Genomic DNA, 17,410 nt, shown 5'->3' with positions numbered 1-17,410 from the left:
TCAGCTCCTTGTTTGTTATCTGTTGGAAAAAGGTACGGGTCTGTCTCCAGAAAATATGTCCGTCTACTTTGAGTGCTGATCTATTGCTTGTAGCACTTTTCGTTGTGATAGGTGATGAACCGTTCGTCAATCGTATGTTCGGAACTCACTGTGATGTCTTCAATACGCAGGCTGCGGGCGCCATAGTCGAGTTCGACGTGACAATTTGGACATAGGCATATGAGGTTTGCTTCGATATCGGGCCCATTATGTGGTGCGCCGAGCGGTTGAAGATGATGCGCCTCCGCATAAAATAGGCCGGTCGGTAACTCGATAGAATGCTGGCATAGCTGGCATTTGTAGTCGTGTAGTAATTTTACGCGTCGGGAGAGGAGGCTATCGCGGATGATGCGGCTCACGGTGGTTTCTACGCGACCCGGTGGCTCTGATAAGTCAATCGCTGGCGGAGTTGGGGGCGGTGGGTCGTTCGCTATAAATTGTGCCCAGTCGAACTCCTTCGCTTTCCTGATTTCGCTTTCCCACCACGGGTAGTCTTCGTCTCTTCGACCGAACAACTTGAAGTAGCCGGGACCGGGGCGCATCTTCCCGGGGTCGCGATCAATGATCAACCCTGTAATTGCAGGCAGCTCCAGTTCAGCTGTCCACGCTGCCAAATTATTCAAGCCTTGGGCTTGTAAGCTTTCGCCAAAAGTTCCGCGCTCCATTGCTAGCCCTAGATCATCGTGAACTTTTTTGTACCCCACATAACCCTGTGGTCTGCCTGGTGTTATCTGTGGGAGCTTGCCAACGAGATAGGTCAATAGGGTCCGTCCTTCGCGGTCGAGCGTCATGTTTCAACCTCCTTTGTTACAGGTTTTTTTTAGTCGACTGTAAATATCTATGATTTAGAAAAAAGGGGACCGATCTATTTTCTGGAAAATAAATCTGTCCCCTTGTTCTATGGTTGTCCTGGCTGCTGTGGGCAAATCAGGGATACTCAAATAACTTCGTTTCCGACCTATTGCCGCACAGGTGGATGCCCATCTTACGGTGCAACGTTTGACCGGCCGCCGTATCAAGATCGGCCTAGTCGCCCAAATCACCGGCATTACCGTTAGCCCGGACATAATAATTATCGAATTCACCGCTTTCGACGAACACGAAGCCATGGCGAGTATAAAAACGATTTGAAGCGCTTTCCTTGAGAGCACCGACCTTGATGGGACGCCCGATCTCATCAGCCTCTCTGAAGATCTGAGTAAGCACTTCAGAGCCGATTCCTGCTCCTTGAGCACTGGGTAACACATACAAGTGGTCAAGCAAAAGCTCGCTCTGGTGGTCTTTGATTACGACAAAACCGACCAGATCACCTGAGACTTCTATGCGGCGAGTGCTGTTAACGTCGAACCCAGCAACAAACCGTTCGCGCGCACGATCTGGGTTAAATCGTCCAAGCCGTTCAAGGCTCTCGCGCATGGCCTCAATCCTGATGGCTACCAGATCTTCCAGGTCGTTATTGGAAGCTGCGCATAAAACGACAGCGGAGTTTTGATCAGCGGAGGCTGGCATGACAAGCACCCTAAACATGGCCGGTCAGTCATTATGCAGAGAACAGATTCCGCATAACCACTACTGCTTCGGTTCAATGGAGGCGACGGCTCCGTATCAGCTTCAGGGGGATGTGTTCGCCGGACGCTTACGTTTTGTTGGGGCAAGGGGACGGGGCTGTCGTGAGATCCGGGACGCAATGAAAACTCCGATAAACACCAATGTTTAAAAAGACATCTCCAGACACTCTCTCAGGCTACATATCCTTGCGCCGTTGCCTACAGCTACGCCAGAATCCGCCGGCTTGTGCGCTTTGTACCTGGTCTTTATCGTCTACGTGTCGCTGGCAACCCAGCGACCGGGTTTAGCGACCTGACCAGGTATAAGTTCAACGACGCTCCAGTTTGTCGCAGATTTTTGCGATGACGATATGGTGGCTGTGCGTGGGAGACCTTCGGGTCTGCCGGGTCTTATACCTCTCGGTTCGCTAACCCGCGTACAGCTGCCACCCTTACTTGTTTAGCGACAGGTGTTGGTGGTTCCACCAGGTATAAAAATGGAGCTTCACCATGATCAAACCAACACCCAACCCGCCCGAAACCGAATCGGTTTCCCCCTACGAATCCATCGATTCCAAAAAACTCCACGAAGCCGCTGACCGCGCGCTCGACCATTACCTCTGTCCGCCCGGCTCCACGCCGCCCCCACGCAGAACCCGCGGGATGTATGCCGTGACTGCGGACAATAAAAACGAAGAACTGCTGATTGATGCCAGTGAAACTCTCGCTTCGGCCCAAACCATTGCCCAAAACATCGCCAGTCTGGTGCCGGCCTCGCAGCGTCGGGCATTGGTGGGCATTGCGCAGTTGATCATGCTCGGGGAGTTGGCGGTGAATCGGGCGTTGGATAATTTGCAATTGCCGGAGTGATGCGGGGCAGGGCTGGCAGCGATGGCATATGCGCTGTTTCTGTTGCCTGATATTCCGCTATCGCCAACAGGCTGGCTCCCACAAGGTTATGGGTTGGTCACGGACATCGTGTTCGGCCAAGGAGGGAGGTGGTCGACCATCACCCTCACGGGTGATGGTTTGAAGCACTACGGGTTTTAGATATTCGGGGTGTAGGAGAAGCCTTGCGAAGCTTCGGTATCAGTGAACGGTGTTACGCGGGTTTTCTTGTTGAACAGGCCATTGACGATTGAGGCTGGGAACATTTCGATGCCGTTGTTGAACAGTTCGACGTTGCGGTTGTAGATGGTGATGGCCGCTCCGACGTTTTCTTGTTGTTCGGCAATTTCACGCATCATGTTGTTGGCTGCTTCGGATGCTTTCAGGTCAGGGTAAGCCTCGAAAGCGATGTGCAAACCACCCATCACCTCCCTCGACGCGGTTTCAACGTTGGTGAGTGCGTTGCCGTTCGCGCCAGCAGGAAGGGCGTAGACGGCGCTGCGAAGGCCGGTGATTTTTTCGAGGAGGCTGGACTCAAAAACCATGAAATCTGCGAGCACTTTTTGCAGCTGATCGAGCACTTTTGTCTTCTGGCGTTCGTAAACCAGGACGTCCGACCAGGCACGTTGTACCCCGTTATGTCGGGCAATGATGTTGTTGTAGATGCCCAACCCCACCAAAATGATGATTACAGCGATAACAGCGGAGAGGATGAGTGCAATGTCCATGGCTTACTTCTCTTTGCATTTGTTTGGGGGAGAGGCGGTAAAGGAAAAGTTGTCATCGTGCAGCTCAGAGAGTGCGTGGCTCCATTGGAGCACAGACTTCAGGCGCGGCAGTTTTACGCCCGCAGCAATTTCTGCGTAAAACTCGTTGGGTGAAGCCAGCGAATACTCTGTGCTGAACGCGAGCAGGTCGCTGCTCGCGAAGCTGAGGCAGAACAAGCCATCGTCGGAGAACTCCAGGTTCGGACGATCGAGGATTTCAAATAGCTTCAACAAATGCAGCACTGTCGAAGGTTTGATGAATTTCGCGCAGAGTATCTCGCTCTGCCCTGTCAAACAGAACGATTTATTGAAGTCCGGAGATGCCGTGTCCATCGGCCATGAATAGTCGTTCTCTGATTGGTTATCGGATCTGACCGATATCCCGGTGATCCAGGGAAAGTCGAAAACCAGACTGTACCGGTCGTAGTGGTCATACACCACTCGAGTCTCCGTTCTGGTTTTGCCATCTTTGTCGGTCACCGTGACTTGCTCCGTCCGTTTGTTGACGTAGTGCAAATGGCGGTAGTGATAAGGGAGATCGCGCAGCTTGCCGGTAAACACGCCCTCTAACGACTCAACCAACTCGCGGCTGTAGTTGCCCCGCCTGTAGTCACCAAATTGCGTATCCAGTTCGTGGAGGGTGCAGTGCGAGTTTTCTTCCAGGTACATCAACCTGTTGTGGAAGTAGGAGGACAGTGCAGCAATTTTGCGGCTGAGCGATGGCAAGCGATCAGCCTTGGATTTCATCCATTTCATGCTCCCAATGGCGAACCCGATGCCTAGCACACCAGTGACAGCGCCGACCAAGCCAGGCTCAATTTGCAGACGGCGAAAAAAAGAAACCACTTGATAGGTGTCGATATAGCAAAAAAGGGCTACAGCGCCCGCTATCAATAGCAGGCCAGTACCAAAAAACCACCATGCGCGTGTGCAATTGAATTTGAGCGGGCCATCGTACGAGGCGAACTCGTAAATCACCTTCAATAGGTCGGCTGTGGATTCAGCGCTGTCAGTACTGGCTTCGTTTACAGCCAGCAACTCGCTAAATCTCGCGTTCTGCGACGTGTTGGGCATGTCAGGTATCCATTGATTCAGCGATGCCCGGTGCGGTAGCAACGGCCCGGATTGAGGATTCAACGATATTCATGAACTGTCAGAAATTTGAAAAAGGAGGGGACGATACCATTTTCATGGCAATGATGGCTTCTGGCCTCTGCTTGAGAGAGATCATGTGCGACGTTGAAACCTGGGGGAATTGGGCGTTGGCTATGGAGGCGCATCCGGCAGCTCGATAACCGCTTTGCGTCAGTGCCAGTCTCGAAAACAATGCATGCATTGGCGCGCACGCCAAGTCCTCAACTGCCCTGCGCAGTATGGGCAGTGGGCAAGCTTTTGCTCGCACTGAGTTGCGATTCGATGGCGGAAGTACTCCCAAACGACATCCGGATTAACATTTTCTCGACGGACTATCTCATCTACTACTGCCTGGTCACCCTTCTCGTGGAAGACCCCAATGATCGCTAGTGTTTCAACCGATGGGCAGTAAGCCGTAATGAGCTCGCCGCATCGATTACAAACACGTTGACCATGGCCATTAATCATAAATTCGCTTCAGTATCGGGAATTGGATAACCCGTTTTACTCGACGCTCGGTGTAGAGACAACGGTCGCTAATGGCCAAAAGCAGTCGATCGTGAATGGCGGAAATGGGTGATGTCTCAATATGTCGTTGAAGCGTGCCGGAAAAAATCTCACCGTCTCTTTGGCGGAGCCTGTCAGTTACACCTGACAAGCTCCGCGATTTCTTTCCGCCTATTGAGCTATAGCGGTCAACCGCTTACGCCTTCACCTCAACATGATCCAGCGCCTGATTCACCGCCAACTCGCTCAACATCACCAACTGCGCAATCCCGATCGCAGTCTTGCGATGGGCAGGCTCCAATGTAGCTGCAAAGTTATTGAGCATTTCGCTCGCCGATCCCAATGATTCGCTGGCATTGGCCAGGAGGGATTCGGTGTTGTAGGCCGGGTTGGCCAGGTACATGGGATCGTGTTTGTGGTGGCTGCCCATGATGCGTTGTTGCGGAGTGAGGTAGTGGTCGAGGGCGCGTTCGGCGGCTTCGTTGAGGGTTCGGGAGTCGGGGAATTTGTAGGGGGAGACCGGGTCGGTTTCTGGTGGGTTTGGTGTTGGTTTGAACATAGATGTAGCTCCATATGGGACTTAAGGAGCCATCACTCTCGCTACCAAACGAGTGGTGGTGGCCATACGAAGGTTGGTAGACCGGCCCATATGGAAAATCCGGCGCGCCCGAGGGCGCCCTGCGCATGGCCACCATAAGACAAATGCCGAAAGGGCAACTGCGCTAGGTGACGTTATGCGTCATATGGGAGGTCGGGCTACCAAACCCGATCACTGTTTTTCAGTGACCCGGGAACGATAAGACCCGCGCATTAGACGCACAAGCCGGCGGATTCTGGCGTAGTCGTAGGTAATGACGCAAGGTTGTGTAGCCTTGGGGAAGTAACGGTGGGTGTCTTTTAAACGGGGTTTTTGGGGTGGGTAAACGGGTGGTTCAACAAGCGGCCCTCACTGTAGAGACCGGTACATCCTTTACACATTAGACCGGGGACATCGTTTACACCTTTTACAGGCTTGATACGCGCTTAGCATCGCGTTCAAGCCTGCCTAAACAGAAGTTGCAAAGGTACAACTCCCACACGTCATCAGCCACTTCCTTCAGCGCGATGTCCTCGCCGATCAGCGCCTCGCCCAGAAACATTCGTTGCCCCTTCCACTTGAACTCGCCGTTCGAGCGAACCTTGCGTACCTCAACATCAGGACCATATTCGACCGCGGGCAAGTAGCCCGGGTACGGGCGCAACGAAGGTCTGTAGACGGAAGCCGGCGGTTTCATACCCAGTGCGGTGTGTGGTCGATCATGGTTGAAGTCCTGAACGAACTCTTCAAAGGCCAGCTGCTGGCGTACGAGATTTTCCGCAGGTGTCCGCAGTACCGCTGCTTTGAGAGTGCGATGCATCCGTTCGTGTCGACCGTTCTGGTCAGGACGCCCTGGCGTGATTGTCTCGATGTGAATGCCATGCCTGATGAACCAGACGGACAGCTTCGACAGCCGCGCCAAACCTGTCGATGCGAAAGGCGCCCCGTTATCGGTGCGGATTACGTCCGGCAATCCAAACTCCCGGAAAGCCCATTCGAATCCCTGCCGCGTCGGCTCACTGTGCGTGCCGGGCAGCGCCCGGCAGAGCAGCAGATAGCGGCTCATCTGATCGGTAATGGTTAACGGATAGCACCAATTACCGTCCTGCATCCTGAACTGCCCTTTGAAGTCGGCACACCAGGTCTGGTTGGGTTCATCGGCCGGGCGTAAATGCGTCGGAGCACGCGGGCGCAAAGGATAGGGGCGCCGCGCAATGACCAAGCCAGCCTTCTTCAACCACTCCCCAGCAGTGCTCGCGGCCGGCCATGGGATCTGTGGATCGGACTTTCGCAGGCGATCAATGATCTGTTTGGGGCCTCGATCAGGATGCTCGTTTTTCTTGGCCAGCAATGTGGCGATGATTTCATCCGGGGTTTGATGAGGGCAGTTCAAAGGCTTGCGGGATTGCTCTTTCAAGCCATCCACACCGAGCGCTGCATACCGATCCAGCCATTTATCGACGGTTGGCCGGCTGACCCCATAACGCCGGCTCAATTGGCTCTTGGTGTAGCTGCCACTGAGCCAGTCACTGACTAATTTCACTCGTTGATCCATCGGGGACTCTTGATTCCAGGGCATGGTCAGCACCTCCTGACCATGATTGATACCTGTAAACCATGTCCCCGGTCTCAAACGTAAAGGATGTACCCGGTCTTTACCCACCCCAGCCCTCTCCCGGAGGGAGAGGGGGCCGACGGAGGTGTCTGGCGTTGTACATCGACCTGGGCGACCGAGTTGATTATGTATTTGGAGGCAAGCGCTCACGTCGATTTTGGGTTCAACACGGTTGGTGCGAGTTGGTGAAGATCTTCAGGTTGGTATCGGAAATTTCCCACGGTCGATTCGCTTACATACGAGCGGTCTGACGCTTTGGGAGGCTTAGGGATTCTCGGGGCGGCTAAGCAACGTCTCCAGCCTCGCCAGCGGCGGCGCATCCTGGTTGCGATCAAATACCTGAATGCCAATTTTGAGCAACCGCCCATTCTCCGCCCCCCCAATCACCTGCTCACACCGCAACAACAACCGCCCCTGATCACACTCCACCGCCTTAACCCCCATCGGCAATCGCCCCTCCAACCGAAGTTCCGCCATCCGACTCTGCGCCGCAATCATCGCAACAGATCGATCCCGCAAAACCCCGCTGCTCTGCGTCATCAACCCTGCCACGCGCACGGCGGCGGACATGGCCACGGCGATGATCGCCAGCGCGACGAGCACTTCAATCAGGGTGAATCCGGCTTGCGGGGAGGGGGTGCGCATCGGGGGCTCGGGCAGTCGGGCAGCCCTTGACGCTAACGCCCGTGCTTGACGGCTTGACGACGAAAACACCCGAGGATTTTCAACATCCCTGACATATCTTCTTGCAACACTGCGCGTCGAATCGAATCAAGCCAGGGAATGACGAGATGGATATCGCGCAGTTCAAACAGCCCAGTCGACCGAGCCGGATGCCCCGTGGGCAGCGGGGTTTTACGCTGATCGAAATCATGGTGGTGGTGGTGATTCTCGGGATTCTGGCGGCGATGGTGGTGCCCAAGGTGCTCGACCGGCCGGATCAGGCGCGGGCCACGGCGGCGAAGCAGGACATTGGCGGGTTGATGCAGGCGCTCAAGCTGTATCGCCTCGATCACGGCACTTACCCGAGCCAGAGCCAGGGCCTGAAGGTGCTGGTGGAGCGGCCGGCCGATGCGAAGAACACCAACTGGCGCTCGTACCTGGAGCGTCTGCCGAATGACCCGTGGGGTCGTCCTTATCAGTACCTCAATCCCGGTGCCAACGGCGAGATCGACATCTTTTCCCTCGGCGCCGACGGCCAGCCTGACGGCGACGGTGTGAATGCCGACATCGGTTCCTGGCAGTTGTAAGGCCGGTCATGAACAGCCAATCGAACCAGCAGGGGATGGCGATCATCAGTGCGCTGCTGATCGCGGCGGTGGTCGCGGTGATCGCCGCCGGCATGCTGACTCGCCAGAGCGTTTCGACCCGGGCGCTGGAAGCCGAACAACTGCGCGTGCAGGGCCGCTGGGTGCTGCACGGCGGGTTGGAGATCAGTCGGCAATTGTTGTGGGACGCACGGCAGCGCGATCCGTTGACCCGGCTCGATCAACCCTGGGCGCAGCGGTTGAACACCCAGGGTTTCGAGGGGCGGCTGGAGGACGAGCAGGGCAAGTTCAACCTGCGCAATCTGGTGGCCAACGAGCGGATCGATGATGCGCAGGTGCAGGCGTTCGAGCGCTTGTGCGAGTTGATGGGTGTCAGCAGCGGCTTGAGTCGGCGCATCAGTCAGCGGGTGATCGGCTCTTATCCGCATCTGCTGAATGCCCAAGTGGTGGACAAGCCTGTGGCGAAAAACACTTTCGACAGTGGGCGCGCCACGTCGCCGTCCGCGTCGCGCAAACCGCAACCGCCGACCTTGCCGATGCTGCGCACGCTTGACGATTTGCGCAGTGTCGACGGGGTCAACGATGCGCTGTTGGCGAAACTGGCGCCGTACCTGACGGTGATTCCGGCGACCACCTGGCTCAACGGCAACACGGCCACCGCGCCGGTGTTGGCGGCTTATGTGCCGGGGCTGTCGCTGGAGCGGGCGCAGGCGTTGATCAATGAGCGTGACGCCGGGCGCTGGTTCATCAATCGCGGGGATTTCGTCAATCGCCTGCGACTGCCGCAACTGGAGATCACCAGCGTCAAGGTCGGTATCACCAGCGACTGGTTCCGGCTGCGCGGGCAGGCGCGGCGGGATCAGCGACGGGTGAGCCTCGATGCGTTGCTGCATCGCAGTCAGGATCGTTTGCCACAAGTGATCTGGTCGCGGGTGGGCGTATGAGCCAGTTGCGCGTGAGTTTGCCGCCGCTGGCGGAGCTGAGTCTCGACAGTGAAGTGGATTGTGTTTGGCTGGATCGCCAGGGGCAGGTCGTTCGCCAGGAACGCGTGCGGCTTGGCGCGCTGCCGAAGCAACCGCTGGTGTGTTTTCTGCACCCGTCGGACAGCCTGCTGGCGAGCATTGATCTGCCGCCGCTGCCCGCGAACAAAACCGCTGCGGCGGTGCAATGTGCGGCGCAGGCGTTGATGCTCGGCGACAGCGCCGACATGCACATCGCTCACAGTGCCCGCAATGAAAGCGGCCAGGTGCAGATTGCCTGGGTCTCACGCAAGGATTTGCAGCACCTCGGGCAATTCGGCTTGAACCTCAAAGGCCTGTACCCGGCGGCCTACAGTTTGCCGGTGATGGCGGGCGGTGTCGGTTGTCTGCACGACGATCATCTGTTGCTGCGCCACGGCCCGAATGCGGCGCAGGTGCAGCCGATGATCGATGAAGCCTGGCTGCTGGAAACCGGTCTGCCGGCGCACTGGATCGGTAACGGCGCGCCGGAAGCGGTGCAATCGATATTGGCCGACACGCAACGTTGCGCCGGCCCGTTGCCGAGTTGGGGCCTGCACGGCGGCCTTCAGCAACCGGGCACCGAACATCGCGGCTGGGGCAGGGCGCTCGGTTGCTGTGCGCTGGCGCTGGGGGTGTGGGTGATCGGTTTGAACCTGTACGCCGCCCGAGAGGCCGGGCAGGGCCAGCAGCTCAAGGCGCAGATGGCGCAGCGGGTGAAGCAGGCGTTCCCGGAGTTGCCGGTGATCCTCAATCCGCTGCAACAGGCCCGTCAGCAAATCGCGGCTCGCCAGCAAGGCGCTGTGGATGCGCCGGGTCAGGACTTCACGCAGCTCGTGTTGCAGGCCGGCAGCGGCATGCCGTCGATGGCCGGCACGGTGCAGCGGCTTGAGTTTGTCGACGGCGCGTTGCAATTGAGTCTGCTGCCCGAGGCCCGGCGTTCGGGCAACGACAAGGATTGGCAAGGCACGCTGGCCCAGGCCGGTATCAGCATCAGCCCGAATGACGACGGCTGGGTCTTGCGCCCGGCCGGCGAGGCGATCGCCGCCACCGACAACGACGACAGCAGCGGAGCCGAAGATGAATAGCCCCTCGCTTGCGAAATACCGCGCCGGTTGGCAGCGCTTCAATGCTCAGTTGCAGGCCCGTTGGCAGCCATTGGCGTTGCGGGAAAAACGCATGGTCGGCGGTATGGCGGCGCTGTTGCTGGGGCTGTTCGTGTGGGTGGCGTTGGTTCAACCGCCGCTGAAGAAGATCGCCGCCTCGCAAGTCGAAACGCCAAAACTGCGCGCCCAGGCTGAAGCGCTGGAAGTGCTGTTGCGCGACGTCAGTGTGCGCTCCGACGGGCAGAACCTGGAGCAGTCGCTGCAGCAAACCTTGCAGGCCAGCGGACTGGGCGGCCATTACCAATTGGCGGCCGCGTCCGCCGGTTGGCAGTTGACCTTCGACGCGGCACCTGCCGACGCCGTGCTCGACTGGCTGCTGAGCCAACCCCGGAATTTTTCACTGCAAGTGGTCGAGGCCCGTCTGCAACGCGCAGACGACGCCGCGACCGATGACACCGCCGGCACACTGTCGGGCACCGTACGCATGGATCAGGCGCTGGGCGCTAAGGAAGCTTCATGAAGGGGTCAGGGTCCAAACGCATGGCGTTGCCGATGCTGCTGATGGCATTGAGCGCGTGCAGCAACACCACGCCACCGAATCAACCGCCGCTGCTGGTGGACAGCGAACTCGGCCGGCCGCTGGCCAACACCCAGCGCAGTGGCGACGCGGTGCTCGATCGCGAGCGTGCGCAGGCTCAGGTAAAACCTGCGCCGAAGCAGTTGCACAACATCACCGAGCGCGCCCGCAGTGGCGGTTCGGCGCGGGGCACGACGTTGCCGGCAAATCCGCTGGGCGATCAACCGGTGACGCTGAATTTTGTCGACGCGGATATTCAGGCGGTGGTGCGGGCGTTGTCGCGTTCCACAGGCCAGCAGTTTCTGGTCGATCCTCGGGTCAAGGGCAACCTGACGCTGGTCTCCGAAGGCCAGGTGCCGGCGCATCAGGCCTACGACATGTTGCTGGCGGCGCTGCGCATGCAGGGTTTCAGCGTGGTGGACGTCGGCGGCGTGGCGCAGGTGGTGCCGGAGGCCGATGCCAAATTGCTTGGCGGGCCGATCTACAGCGCCGACAAACCGGCCGGCAACGGCATGCTCACCCGCACGTTCCGCCTGCAATACGAGAACGCGGTGAACCTGATCCCGGTGCTGCGCCCGATCGTGTCGCCGAACAACCCGATCAACGCCTATCCGGGCAACAACACTATCGTCGTCACCGACTACGCGGAAAACCTGACGCGGGTCGCGCAACTGATTCAGGGCATCGACACCCCGAGCGCCATCGACACCGACGTGGTGCAGATCCAGAACGGCATCGCCGCCGACATCGCGCCGATGGTCGCCGACCTGCTCGACGCACCGGGCAATGACCCGACGCAGAAAATCGCGGTGATCGGCGACCCGCGCTCCAACACCATCATCATTCGCGCCGGCAGCCCCGAGCGCACGGAGCTGGCGCGCAACCTGATCTACAAACTCGATAACGCCCAGAGCAATCCGAGCAACCTGCACGTGGTGTATCTGCGCAACGCTCAGGCCGGAAAACTGGCCCAGGCCCTGCGCGGTTTGTTGACCGGCGAAAGCGACAGCGGCACCAGCGACAATGCGCGTTCGGTGCTCAGCAATATGGGCAGTTCCACTAACTCGGGCGGTGGTCAGAACGGCCAGAGCGGCACGCAAACCAACGGCTCGACTTCGACCACCAACAACGGCAGCACCGGCGGCAGTTATGCCCAGGGCACCAGCGCCACCAGCGGCAGCGGCAATGCGCAAAGTAGCGATCAGAACGTCGCGTTCAGCGCCGGCGGCGTGACCATTCAGGCGGATGCGACCACCAACACCTTGCTGATTTCCGCGCCGGAACCGCTGTATCGCAACCTGCGCGAAGTCATCGACCTGCTCGACCAGCGCCGCGCGCAAGTGGTGATCGAAAGCCTGATCGTCGAAGTCGGCGAGGACGACGCCAGCGAATTCGGCGTGCAGTGGCAGACCGGCAACCTCGGCGGCAAAGGCGTGATTGGCGGCGCCAACCTCGGCGGCTCGGGGATCAACGTCAACGGCAAGACCAGCCTCGATGTGTTGCCGCAAGGCCTGAACCTCGGCTACGTCAACGGCACCGTAGACATCCCCGGCATCGGCAAGATTCTCGATCTGAAAGTGCTGGCCCGGGCCCTGAAGAGCAAGGGCGGCACCAACGTGCTGTCGACGCCGAACCTGCTGACCCTGGATAACGAAGCCGCGAGCATTTTCGTCGGCCAGACCATCCCGTTTGTCAGCGGCAGCTACGTCACCGGCGGCGGGGGCACCAGCAACAACCCGTTCCAGACAGTGACCCGTGAAGAGGTGGGTTTGAAGCTCAACGTGCGGCCGCAGATTTCCGAGGGCGGCACGGTGAAGCTCGACATTTATCAGGAAGTCAGCAGCATCGACGAACGCGCTTCGGCGGCGGCCAATTCGGCGGGGATCGTCACCAGCAAACGCGCGCTCGACACCAGCATCCTGCTCGACGACGGGCAGATCATGGTGCTCGGCGGTCTGCTGCAGGACGGCTACAGCCAGAGCAATGACGCGGTGCCTTGGTTGTCGAGCATTCCGGGGATCGGCGCACTGTTTCGCAACGAGCGTCGCTCGATCACCAAGACCAACCTGATGGTGTTCCTGCGCCCGTACATCATTCGCGACAGCGCGGCGGGGCGCAGCATCACGCTCAACCGCTACGACTTCATGCGCCGCGCTCAGGGCGGTCTGCAACCGGAGCGCAGTTGGGCGATGCCGGACATGCAGGCGCCGCAATTGCCGGCCACTGCCCAAGGCGTGCCGGCGCCGGTGTCCGGCCCGCGCGCGACCATCAAAGCGGTGCCGCTGCAATGAGCGCATTGCCTTACGCCTGGGCCAAGGCGCAGCGGATTCTGCTGCGCGACGGCGTGCTGACGGTGTGCCCGTCGACGCCGGGCTGGTCGATCAGCGAAGTGCGCCGGCAGTTCGGCGCGGCGAAGCTTGAACGGGTGCGCGATGACGAACTCGACGGCTTGCTCGCTACTGCTTATGCCGATACCGGCAGCGCGGCGGCGGTGGTTGGCGCGGCGGAAAACGAAGTCGACCTCGACCGCCTGATGCAGGACATGCCGGAAATCACCGACCTGCTCGACACTCAGGACGGCGCGCCGGTGATCCGCATGATCAACGCCTTGCTCACGCAAGCGGCGCGGGACGAGGCCAGTGACATTCACATCGAACCGTTCGAAACCCATTCGGTGGTGCGCTACCGGGTCGACGGCACGCTGCGTGATGTGGTGTCGCCGCGCAAGGCGTTGCACGGTGCGCTGGTGTCGCGGATCAAGATCATGGCGCAGCTCGACATTGCTGAAAAACGCCTGCCGCAGGATGGCCGGATTGCGTTGCGCGTAGCGGGGCGGCCGATCGATATTCGTGTTTCCACGGTGCCGACCGGCCATGGCGAGCGGGTGGTGATGCGTTTGCTCGACAAGCAGGCCGGGCGCCTGCATCTGGAAACTCTGGGTATGGACGCGCAGGTGCTGGCCAAACTCGATCACCTGATCCGTCAGCCCCACGGCATTGTGCTGGTCACCGGCCCGACCGGTAGCGGCAAGACCACCAGTCTGTATGCGGCGCTGGCGCGGCTCGATGCGAGCACCAGCAACATCCTCACCGTGGAAGACCCGGTGGAATACGACTTGCCGGGCATCAGCCAGATTCAGGTCAACGCGAAGATCGACATGACTTTTGCATTGGCATTGCGGGCGATTTTGCGGCAGGACCCGGACATCATCATGATCGGCGAGATCCGCGACCTCGAAACCGCGCAGATCGCGGTGCAGGCTTCGCTGACCGGTCACTTGGTGCTCGCGACCCTGCACACCAACGACGCAGTGTCGGCGGTCAACCGCTTGGTCGACATGGGCGTGGAACCGTTTCTGCTGGCCTCGTCGATGCTTGGAGTTCTGGCCCAACGCTTGGTGCGGCGCCTGTGCAATCAGTGCAAACAGGAAGATCCGGCGACGCCCGGCACCTGGCGCCCGGTCGGTTGTGCTGCGTGCAATCACACCGGTTACAGCGGCCGCACCGGCATTCACGAATTGTTCTGCATCGATGACGACATCCGCACCCTGATTCACCAAGGGGCAGGGGAGCAGGCGTTGCGCGCGGCGGCGAGCAAGGCCGGGATGTTCAGCCTGCGCGAGGACGGCGAACGCTGGATTCGCAGCGGTGCCACGGCCCCTGAAGAAATCCTTCGTGTGACACGGGACGCCTGATGAATCGCTATCGTTTTGAAGCCGCCGATGCCAGCGGCAAGATCGAATCCGGGCATCTGGAGGCGGACAGTCAGGGCGCTGCGTTTGGCGTGCTGCGCGGTCGTGGTTTGACGGCGTTGTCGGTGGAGAAGGAAAGCAACGTCTCCCAGCATGGCGGCGGTGGAATGTTCAGTGCGCGGCTGTCGGACAACGATCTGGCCTGGGCCACCCGGCAACTGTCGAGCCTGCTCGGTGCCAGTCTGCCGCTGGAAGCGGCGCTGAGCGCCACGGTCGAGCAAGCCGAGAAAAAGCACATCGCCCACACCCTCAGCGCCGTGCGCGCCGATGTGCGCAGCGGCATGCGCCTGGCCGAAGCGCTGGCGGCGCGACCACGGGATTTTCCGGAGATTTACCGGGCGCTGATTGCGGCGGGCGAGGAGTCCGGTGATCTGGCGCAGGTGATGGAACGGCTGGCGGATTACATCGAGGAACGCAACAACCTGCGCGGCAAGATTCTCACCGCGTTCATCTATCCGGGCGTGGTCGGGCTGGTGTCAATCGGCATCGTGATTTTCCTGCTGAGTTATGTGGTGCCGCAGGTGGTCAGCGCGTTTTCCCAGGCGCGACAGGATCTGCCGGGGCTGACACTGGCGATGCTCAATGCCAGTGATTTCATCCGCGCGTGGGGCTGGTTGTGCGCGGGCGTCATGGCCGGTGCGTTCTGGAGTTGGCGCCTGTATCTGCGCAACCCGGCGGCGCGTTTGAGTTGGCATCATCGGGTGCTGAAGTTGCCGTTGATCGGGCGCTTTGTGCTGGGACTGAACACCGCACGGTTTGCCTCGACGCTGGCGATTCTCGGCGGTGCCGGGGTGCCGTTGTTGCGGGCATTGGAAGCGGCACGGCAGACCTTGTCGAATGATCGTCTGAGCCTGAGCGTCAATGAGGCCACCGCGAAGGTGCGCGAGGGCGTGAACCTGGCGGCCGCGCTGAAAGTGGAGAACGTGTTTCCACCGGTGCTGATTCACCTGATCGCCAGCGGCGAGAAAACCGGTGCGCTGCCGCCGATGCTTGAACGTGCTGCGCAAACCCTGTCCCGCGATATCGAGCGTCGGGCGATGGGCATGACCGCGTTGCTGGAGCCGCTGATGATTGTGGTGATGGGCGGGGTGGTGCTGGTGATCGTGATGGCGGTGTTGTTGCCGATCATCGAGATCAACCAGTTGGTGCAGTAGTTTTCTCAACTTTTTTTACCGGCGTCTGATCTCACCCGAGCGCCAAAAACAGCATCCTCGGGTTCTCCTTTCTGTCATCTGCAACGGCCCTTCAAGGGCTGTGGCCGATTCCCTCGAAAAGCTTGCCGCAGACGCTCCCGACAGCCACCAGAACACCCGAGAAAATCCCTCGAAAATCACCTCGCACCTCCCGAGGTTTTTTCCTTTATCTGTCACCGGAAACTGCGAATTTCTCAGTGCGACTTAACCACGGACCCCCGCTTGCGAAGGTCGGCGGTGAGTCTTCCCAGTGTCATGCAAGACCCCTGAAAACCTGTGTTCACAACCAACGTTGAAAAGGAGATTCTTCATGTTCAAGCGCACTCTGATCGCAGCTTCCCTGACCGTCGCTGCCCTGGCTTCCGCCCAGGCCATGGCCGCCAACGTTACCGGTGGTGGCGCGACTCTGCCTGCCGCTCTGTACAAAGGTTCTGCCAACAGCATCCTGCCAGCCAACTTCAGCTACGTGGGTACCGGTAGCGGCACTGGCAAGACCGCTTTCCTGACCAACAACTCGGCACTGTTCAGCACCACCGGTTCGGTTCACTTCGCCGGTAGCGACTCGATCCTCAGCGCTTCGGAAATCAGCACCTACAACGCCAACTTCGGTGCTTCGTACGGCCCGCTGATCCAGCTGCCTTCGGTGGCCACTTCGGTCGCGATCCCTTACAAAAAATCCGGTCAGACCGCTCTGAACCTGACCAGCGCTCAGCTGTGCGATGCCTTCTCCGGCGCCAAAACAACCTGGGGCGCTCTGCTGGGCACTTCCGACACCACGCCGATCCGCGTTGTTTATCGCAACGTTTCCAGCGGCACTTCGGAAATCCTGACCCGTCACCTGAACGCAATCTGCCCGACCAAGTTCGCCACCAACTCCACTTTCACCAGCGCTCGTCTGCCAGCCGGTTCGACCCTGCCTTCGAACTGGGTAGGCGTTGCCGGTACTGCTGACGTGGCCACGCAGGTCAACGCTGTTGACGGCTCCATCGGTTACGTCGGTCCGGACGGTGTGAACGCCGCCAGCAACGCAGTGGTTGCTCGCGTCAACGGCGTACAGCCAACCACCGCCAACGTTTCGCTGGCACTGGGTTCGGCTGCTCTGCCAACCACCCCTTCGACCCCTTCGCAGTGGGTACCGGTCGTTCCTAACCCAGCCAGCGGTTACCCGATCGTGGCTTACACCAACTTCATCTTCGGCCAGTGCTACAAGGACGCAGCCGTGGCCGCTGATGTCAAAGCCTTCCTGACCACTCACTACAGCAACCCGGGCAACAACGCTGCCACCATCGCTCACAGCTTCACGCCGGTTCCAACCAACTGGAAAGCGGCTGTGACTGCCAACTTCGTCACCAACACCTCGGGCAACAACCTGGACATCAACAACGCCAGCGTCTGCAACGCTGTCGGCCGTCCTTTGTAAGCCTCGCTTCACGGCAATGAAAT

16 protein-coding genes are annotated in these 17,410 nt (G+C 59.4%); 9 read left to right on the top strand and 7 right to left on the bottom strand.

The window, feature by feature from the left end; translation table 11 throughout:
• Positions 1-80 precede the first annotated feature (80 nt).
• A complete protein-coding gene (locus AC0R79_RS17840; RefSeq protein WP_474730967.1) occupies positions 81-830 on the bottom strand; it encodes an HNH endonuclease in 750 nt (249 codons plus the stop codon).
• A 235-nt stretch (positions 831-1,065) separates the two neighbouring features.
• Positions 1,066-1,548 carry a GNAT family N-acetyltransferase gene (locus AC0R79_RS17835; RefSeq protein WP_474730964.1) on the bottom strand — a complete coding sequence of 161 codons (483 nt, stop codon included), beginning with the start codon at positions 1,546-1,548 and terminating at the stop codon, positions 1,066-1,068.
• A 548-nt stretch (positions 1,549-2,096) separates the two neighbouring features.
• On the opposite strand from AC0R79_RS17835, the gene AC0R79_RS17830 reads away from it, so the two are divergent.
• Positions 2,097-2,456, top strand: a complete 360-nt coding sequence (locus AC0R79_RS17830) for a DUF6124 family protein (protein WP_474730962.1) — start codon at positions 2,097-2,099, stop codon at positions 2,454-2,456.
• A 176-nt stretch (positions 2,457-2,632) separates the two neighbouring features.
• Here AC0R79_RS17830 and AC0R79_RS17825 read toward each other — a convergent pair whose 3' ends face one another.
• The 5 genes from AC0R79_RS17825 to gspI all read right to left on the bottom strand — a co-directional run bounded on the left by AC0R79_RS17825 (position 2,633) and on the right by gspI (position 7,719).
• A complete protein-coding gene (locus AC0R79_RS17825) occupies positions 2,633-3,202 on the bottom strand; it encodes a LemA family protein (protein ID WP_474730959.1) in 570 nt (189 codons plus the stop codon).
• A gap of 3 nt (positions 3,203-3,205) precedes the next feature.
• Positions 3,206-4,315, bottom strand: a complete 1,110-nt coding sequence (locus AC0R79_RS17820) for a hypothetical protein (RefSeq protein ID WP_474730956.1) — start codon at positions 4,313-4,315, stop codon at positions 3,206-3,208.
• A 763-nt stretch (positions 4,316-5,078) separates the two neighbouring features.
• The gene (locus AC0R79_RS17815) at positions 5,079-5,441 is read right to left on the bottom strand and encodes a DUF6124 family protein (protein ID WP_007959368.1); all 363 of its coding nucleotides are present in this window, start codon (positions 5,439-5,441) and stop codon (positions 5,079-5,081) included.
• 445 nt (positions 5,442-5,886) lie between these two features.
• The gene (locus AC0R79_RS17810; protein WP_474730954.1) at positions 5,887-7,038 is read right to left on the bottom strand and encodes an integrase core domain-containing protein; all 1,152 of its coding nucleotides are present in this window, start codon (positions 7,036-7,038) and stop codon (positions 5,887-5,889) included.
• A gap of 300 nt (positions 7,039-7,338) precedes the next feature.
• Positions 7,339-7,719 carry a type II secretion system minor pseudopilin GspI gene (gene gspI, locus AC0R79_RS17805; protein WP_474730952.1) on the bottom strand — a complete coding sequence of 127 codons (381 nt, stop codon included), beginning with the start codon at positions 7,717-7,719 and terminating at the stop codon, positions 7,339-7,341.
• Between the two features lie 146 nt (positions 7,720-7,865).
• Here gspI and gspG point away from each other — a divergent pair, with 146 nt between their 5' ends.
• From gspG to AC0R79_RS17765, 8 genes are all read left to right on the top strand, one after another.
• On the top strand, positions 7,866-8,324 hold the full coding sequence (gspG, locus tag AC0R79_RS17800; protein WP_474730950.1) for a type II secretion system major pseudopilin GspG: 459 nt from the start codon (positions 7,866-7,868) through the stop codon (positions 8,322-8,324).
• Between the two features lie 8 nt (positions 8,325-8,332).
• Positions 8,333-9,286, top strand: a complete 954-nt coding sequence (gene gspK / locus AC0R79_RS17795; protein WP_474730947.1) for a type II secretion system minor pseudopilin GspK — start codon at positions 8,333-8,335, stop codon at positions 9,284-9,286.
• Positions 9,283-10,428: a type II secretion system protein GspL gene (gene gspL / locus AC0R79_RS17790; RefSeq protein ID WP_474730946.1), complete on the top strand. Its 1,146-nt coding sequence runs from the start codon at positions 9,283-9,285 to the stop codon at positions 10,426-10,428. The genes gspK and gspL overlap by 4 nt, the downstream gene beginning before the upstream one ends.
• Positions 10,421-10,966, top strand: coding sequence for a type II secretion system protein GspM (gene gspM / locus AC0R79_RS17785; RefSeq protein ID WP_474730944.1), 546 nt, complete (start codon positions 10,421-10,423; stop codon positions 10,964-10,966). The genes gspL and gspM overlap by 8 nt, the downstream gene beginning before the upstream one ends.
• A complete protein-coding gene (gene gspD / locus AC0R79_RS17780; RefSeq protein ID WP_474730941.1) occupies positions 10,963-13,314 on the top strand; it encodes a type II secretion system secretin GspD in 2,352 nt (783 codons plus the stop codon). The genes gspM and gspD overlap by 4 nt, the downstream gene beginning before the upstream one ends.
• Positions 13,311-14,717, top strand: coding sequence for a type II secretion system ATPase GspE (gspE, locus tag AC0R79_RS17775; RefSeq protein ID WP_039768906.1), 1,407 nt, complete (start codon positions 13,311-13,313; stop codon positions 14,715-14,717). Before gspD ends, gspE begins: the two co-directional genes overlap by 4 nt.
• Positions 14,717-15,928, top strand: a complete 1,212-nt coding sequence (gene gspF / locus AC0R79_RS17770; protein WP_085603127.1) for a type II secretion system inner membrane protein GspF — start codon at positions 14,717-14,719, stop codon at positions 15,926-15,928. Before gspE ends, gspF begins: the two co-directional genes overlap by 1 nt.
• Before the next feature lie 349 nt (positions 15,929-16,277).
• Complete coding sequence (locus AC0R79_RS17765) at positions 16,278-17,387, top strand: substrate-binding domain-containing protein (RefSeq protein WP_375747285.1); 1,110 nt, start codon at positions 16,278-16,280, stop codon at positions 17,385-17,387.
• Positions 17,388-17,410: the final 23 nt, after the last annotated feature.

It is taken from the genome of Pseudomonas sp. HD57-3 (assembly GCF_056113135.1).
The sequence above is the reverse complement of the archived record's forward strand: the minus strand, read 5'-3'. Positions and strand labels throughout refer to the sequence as shown.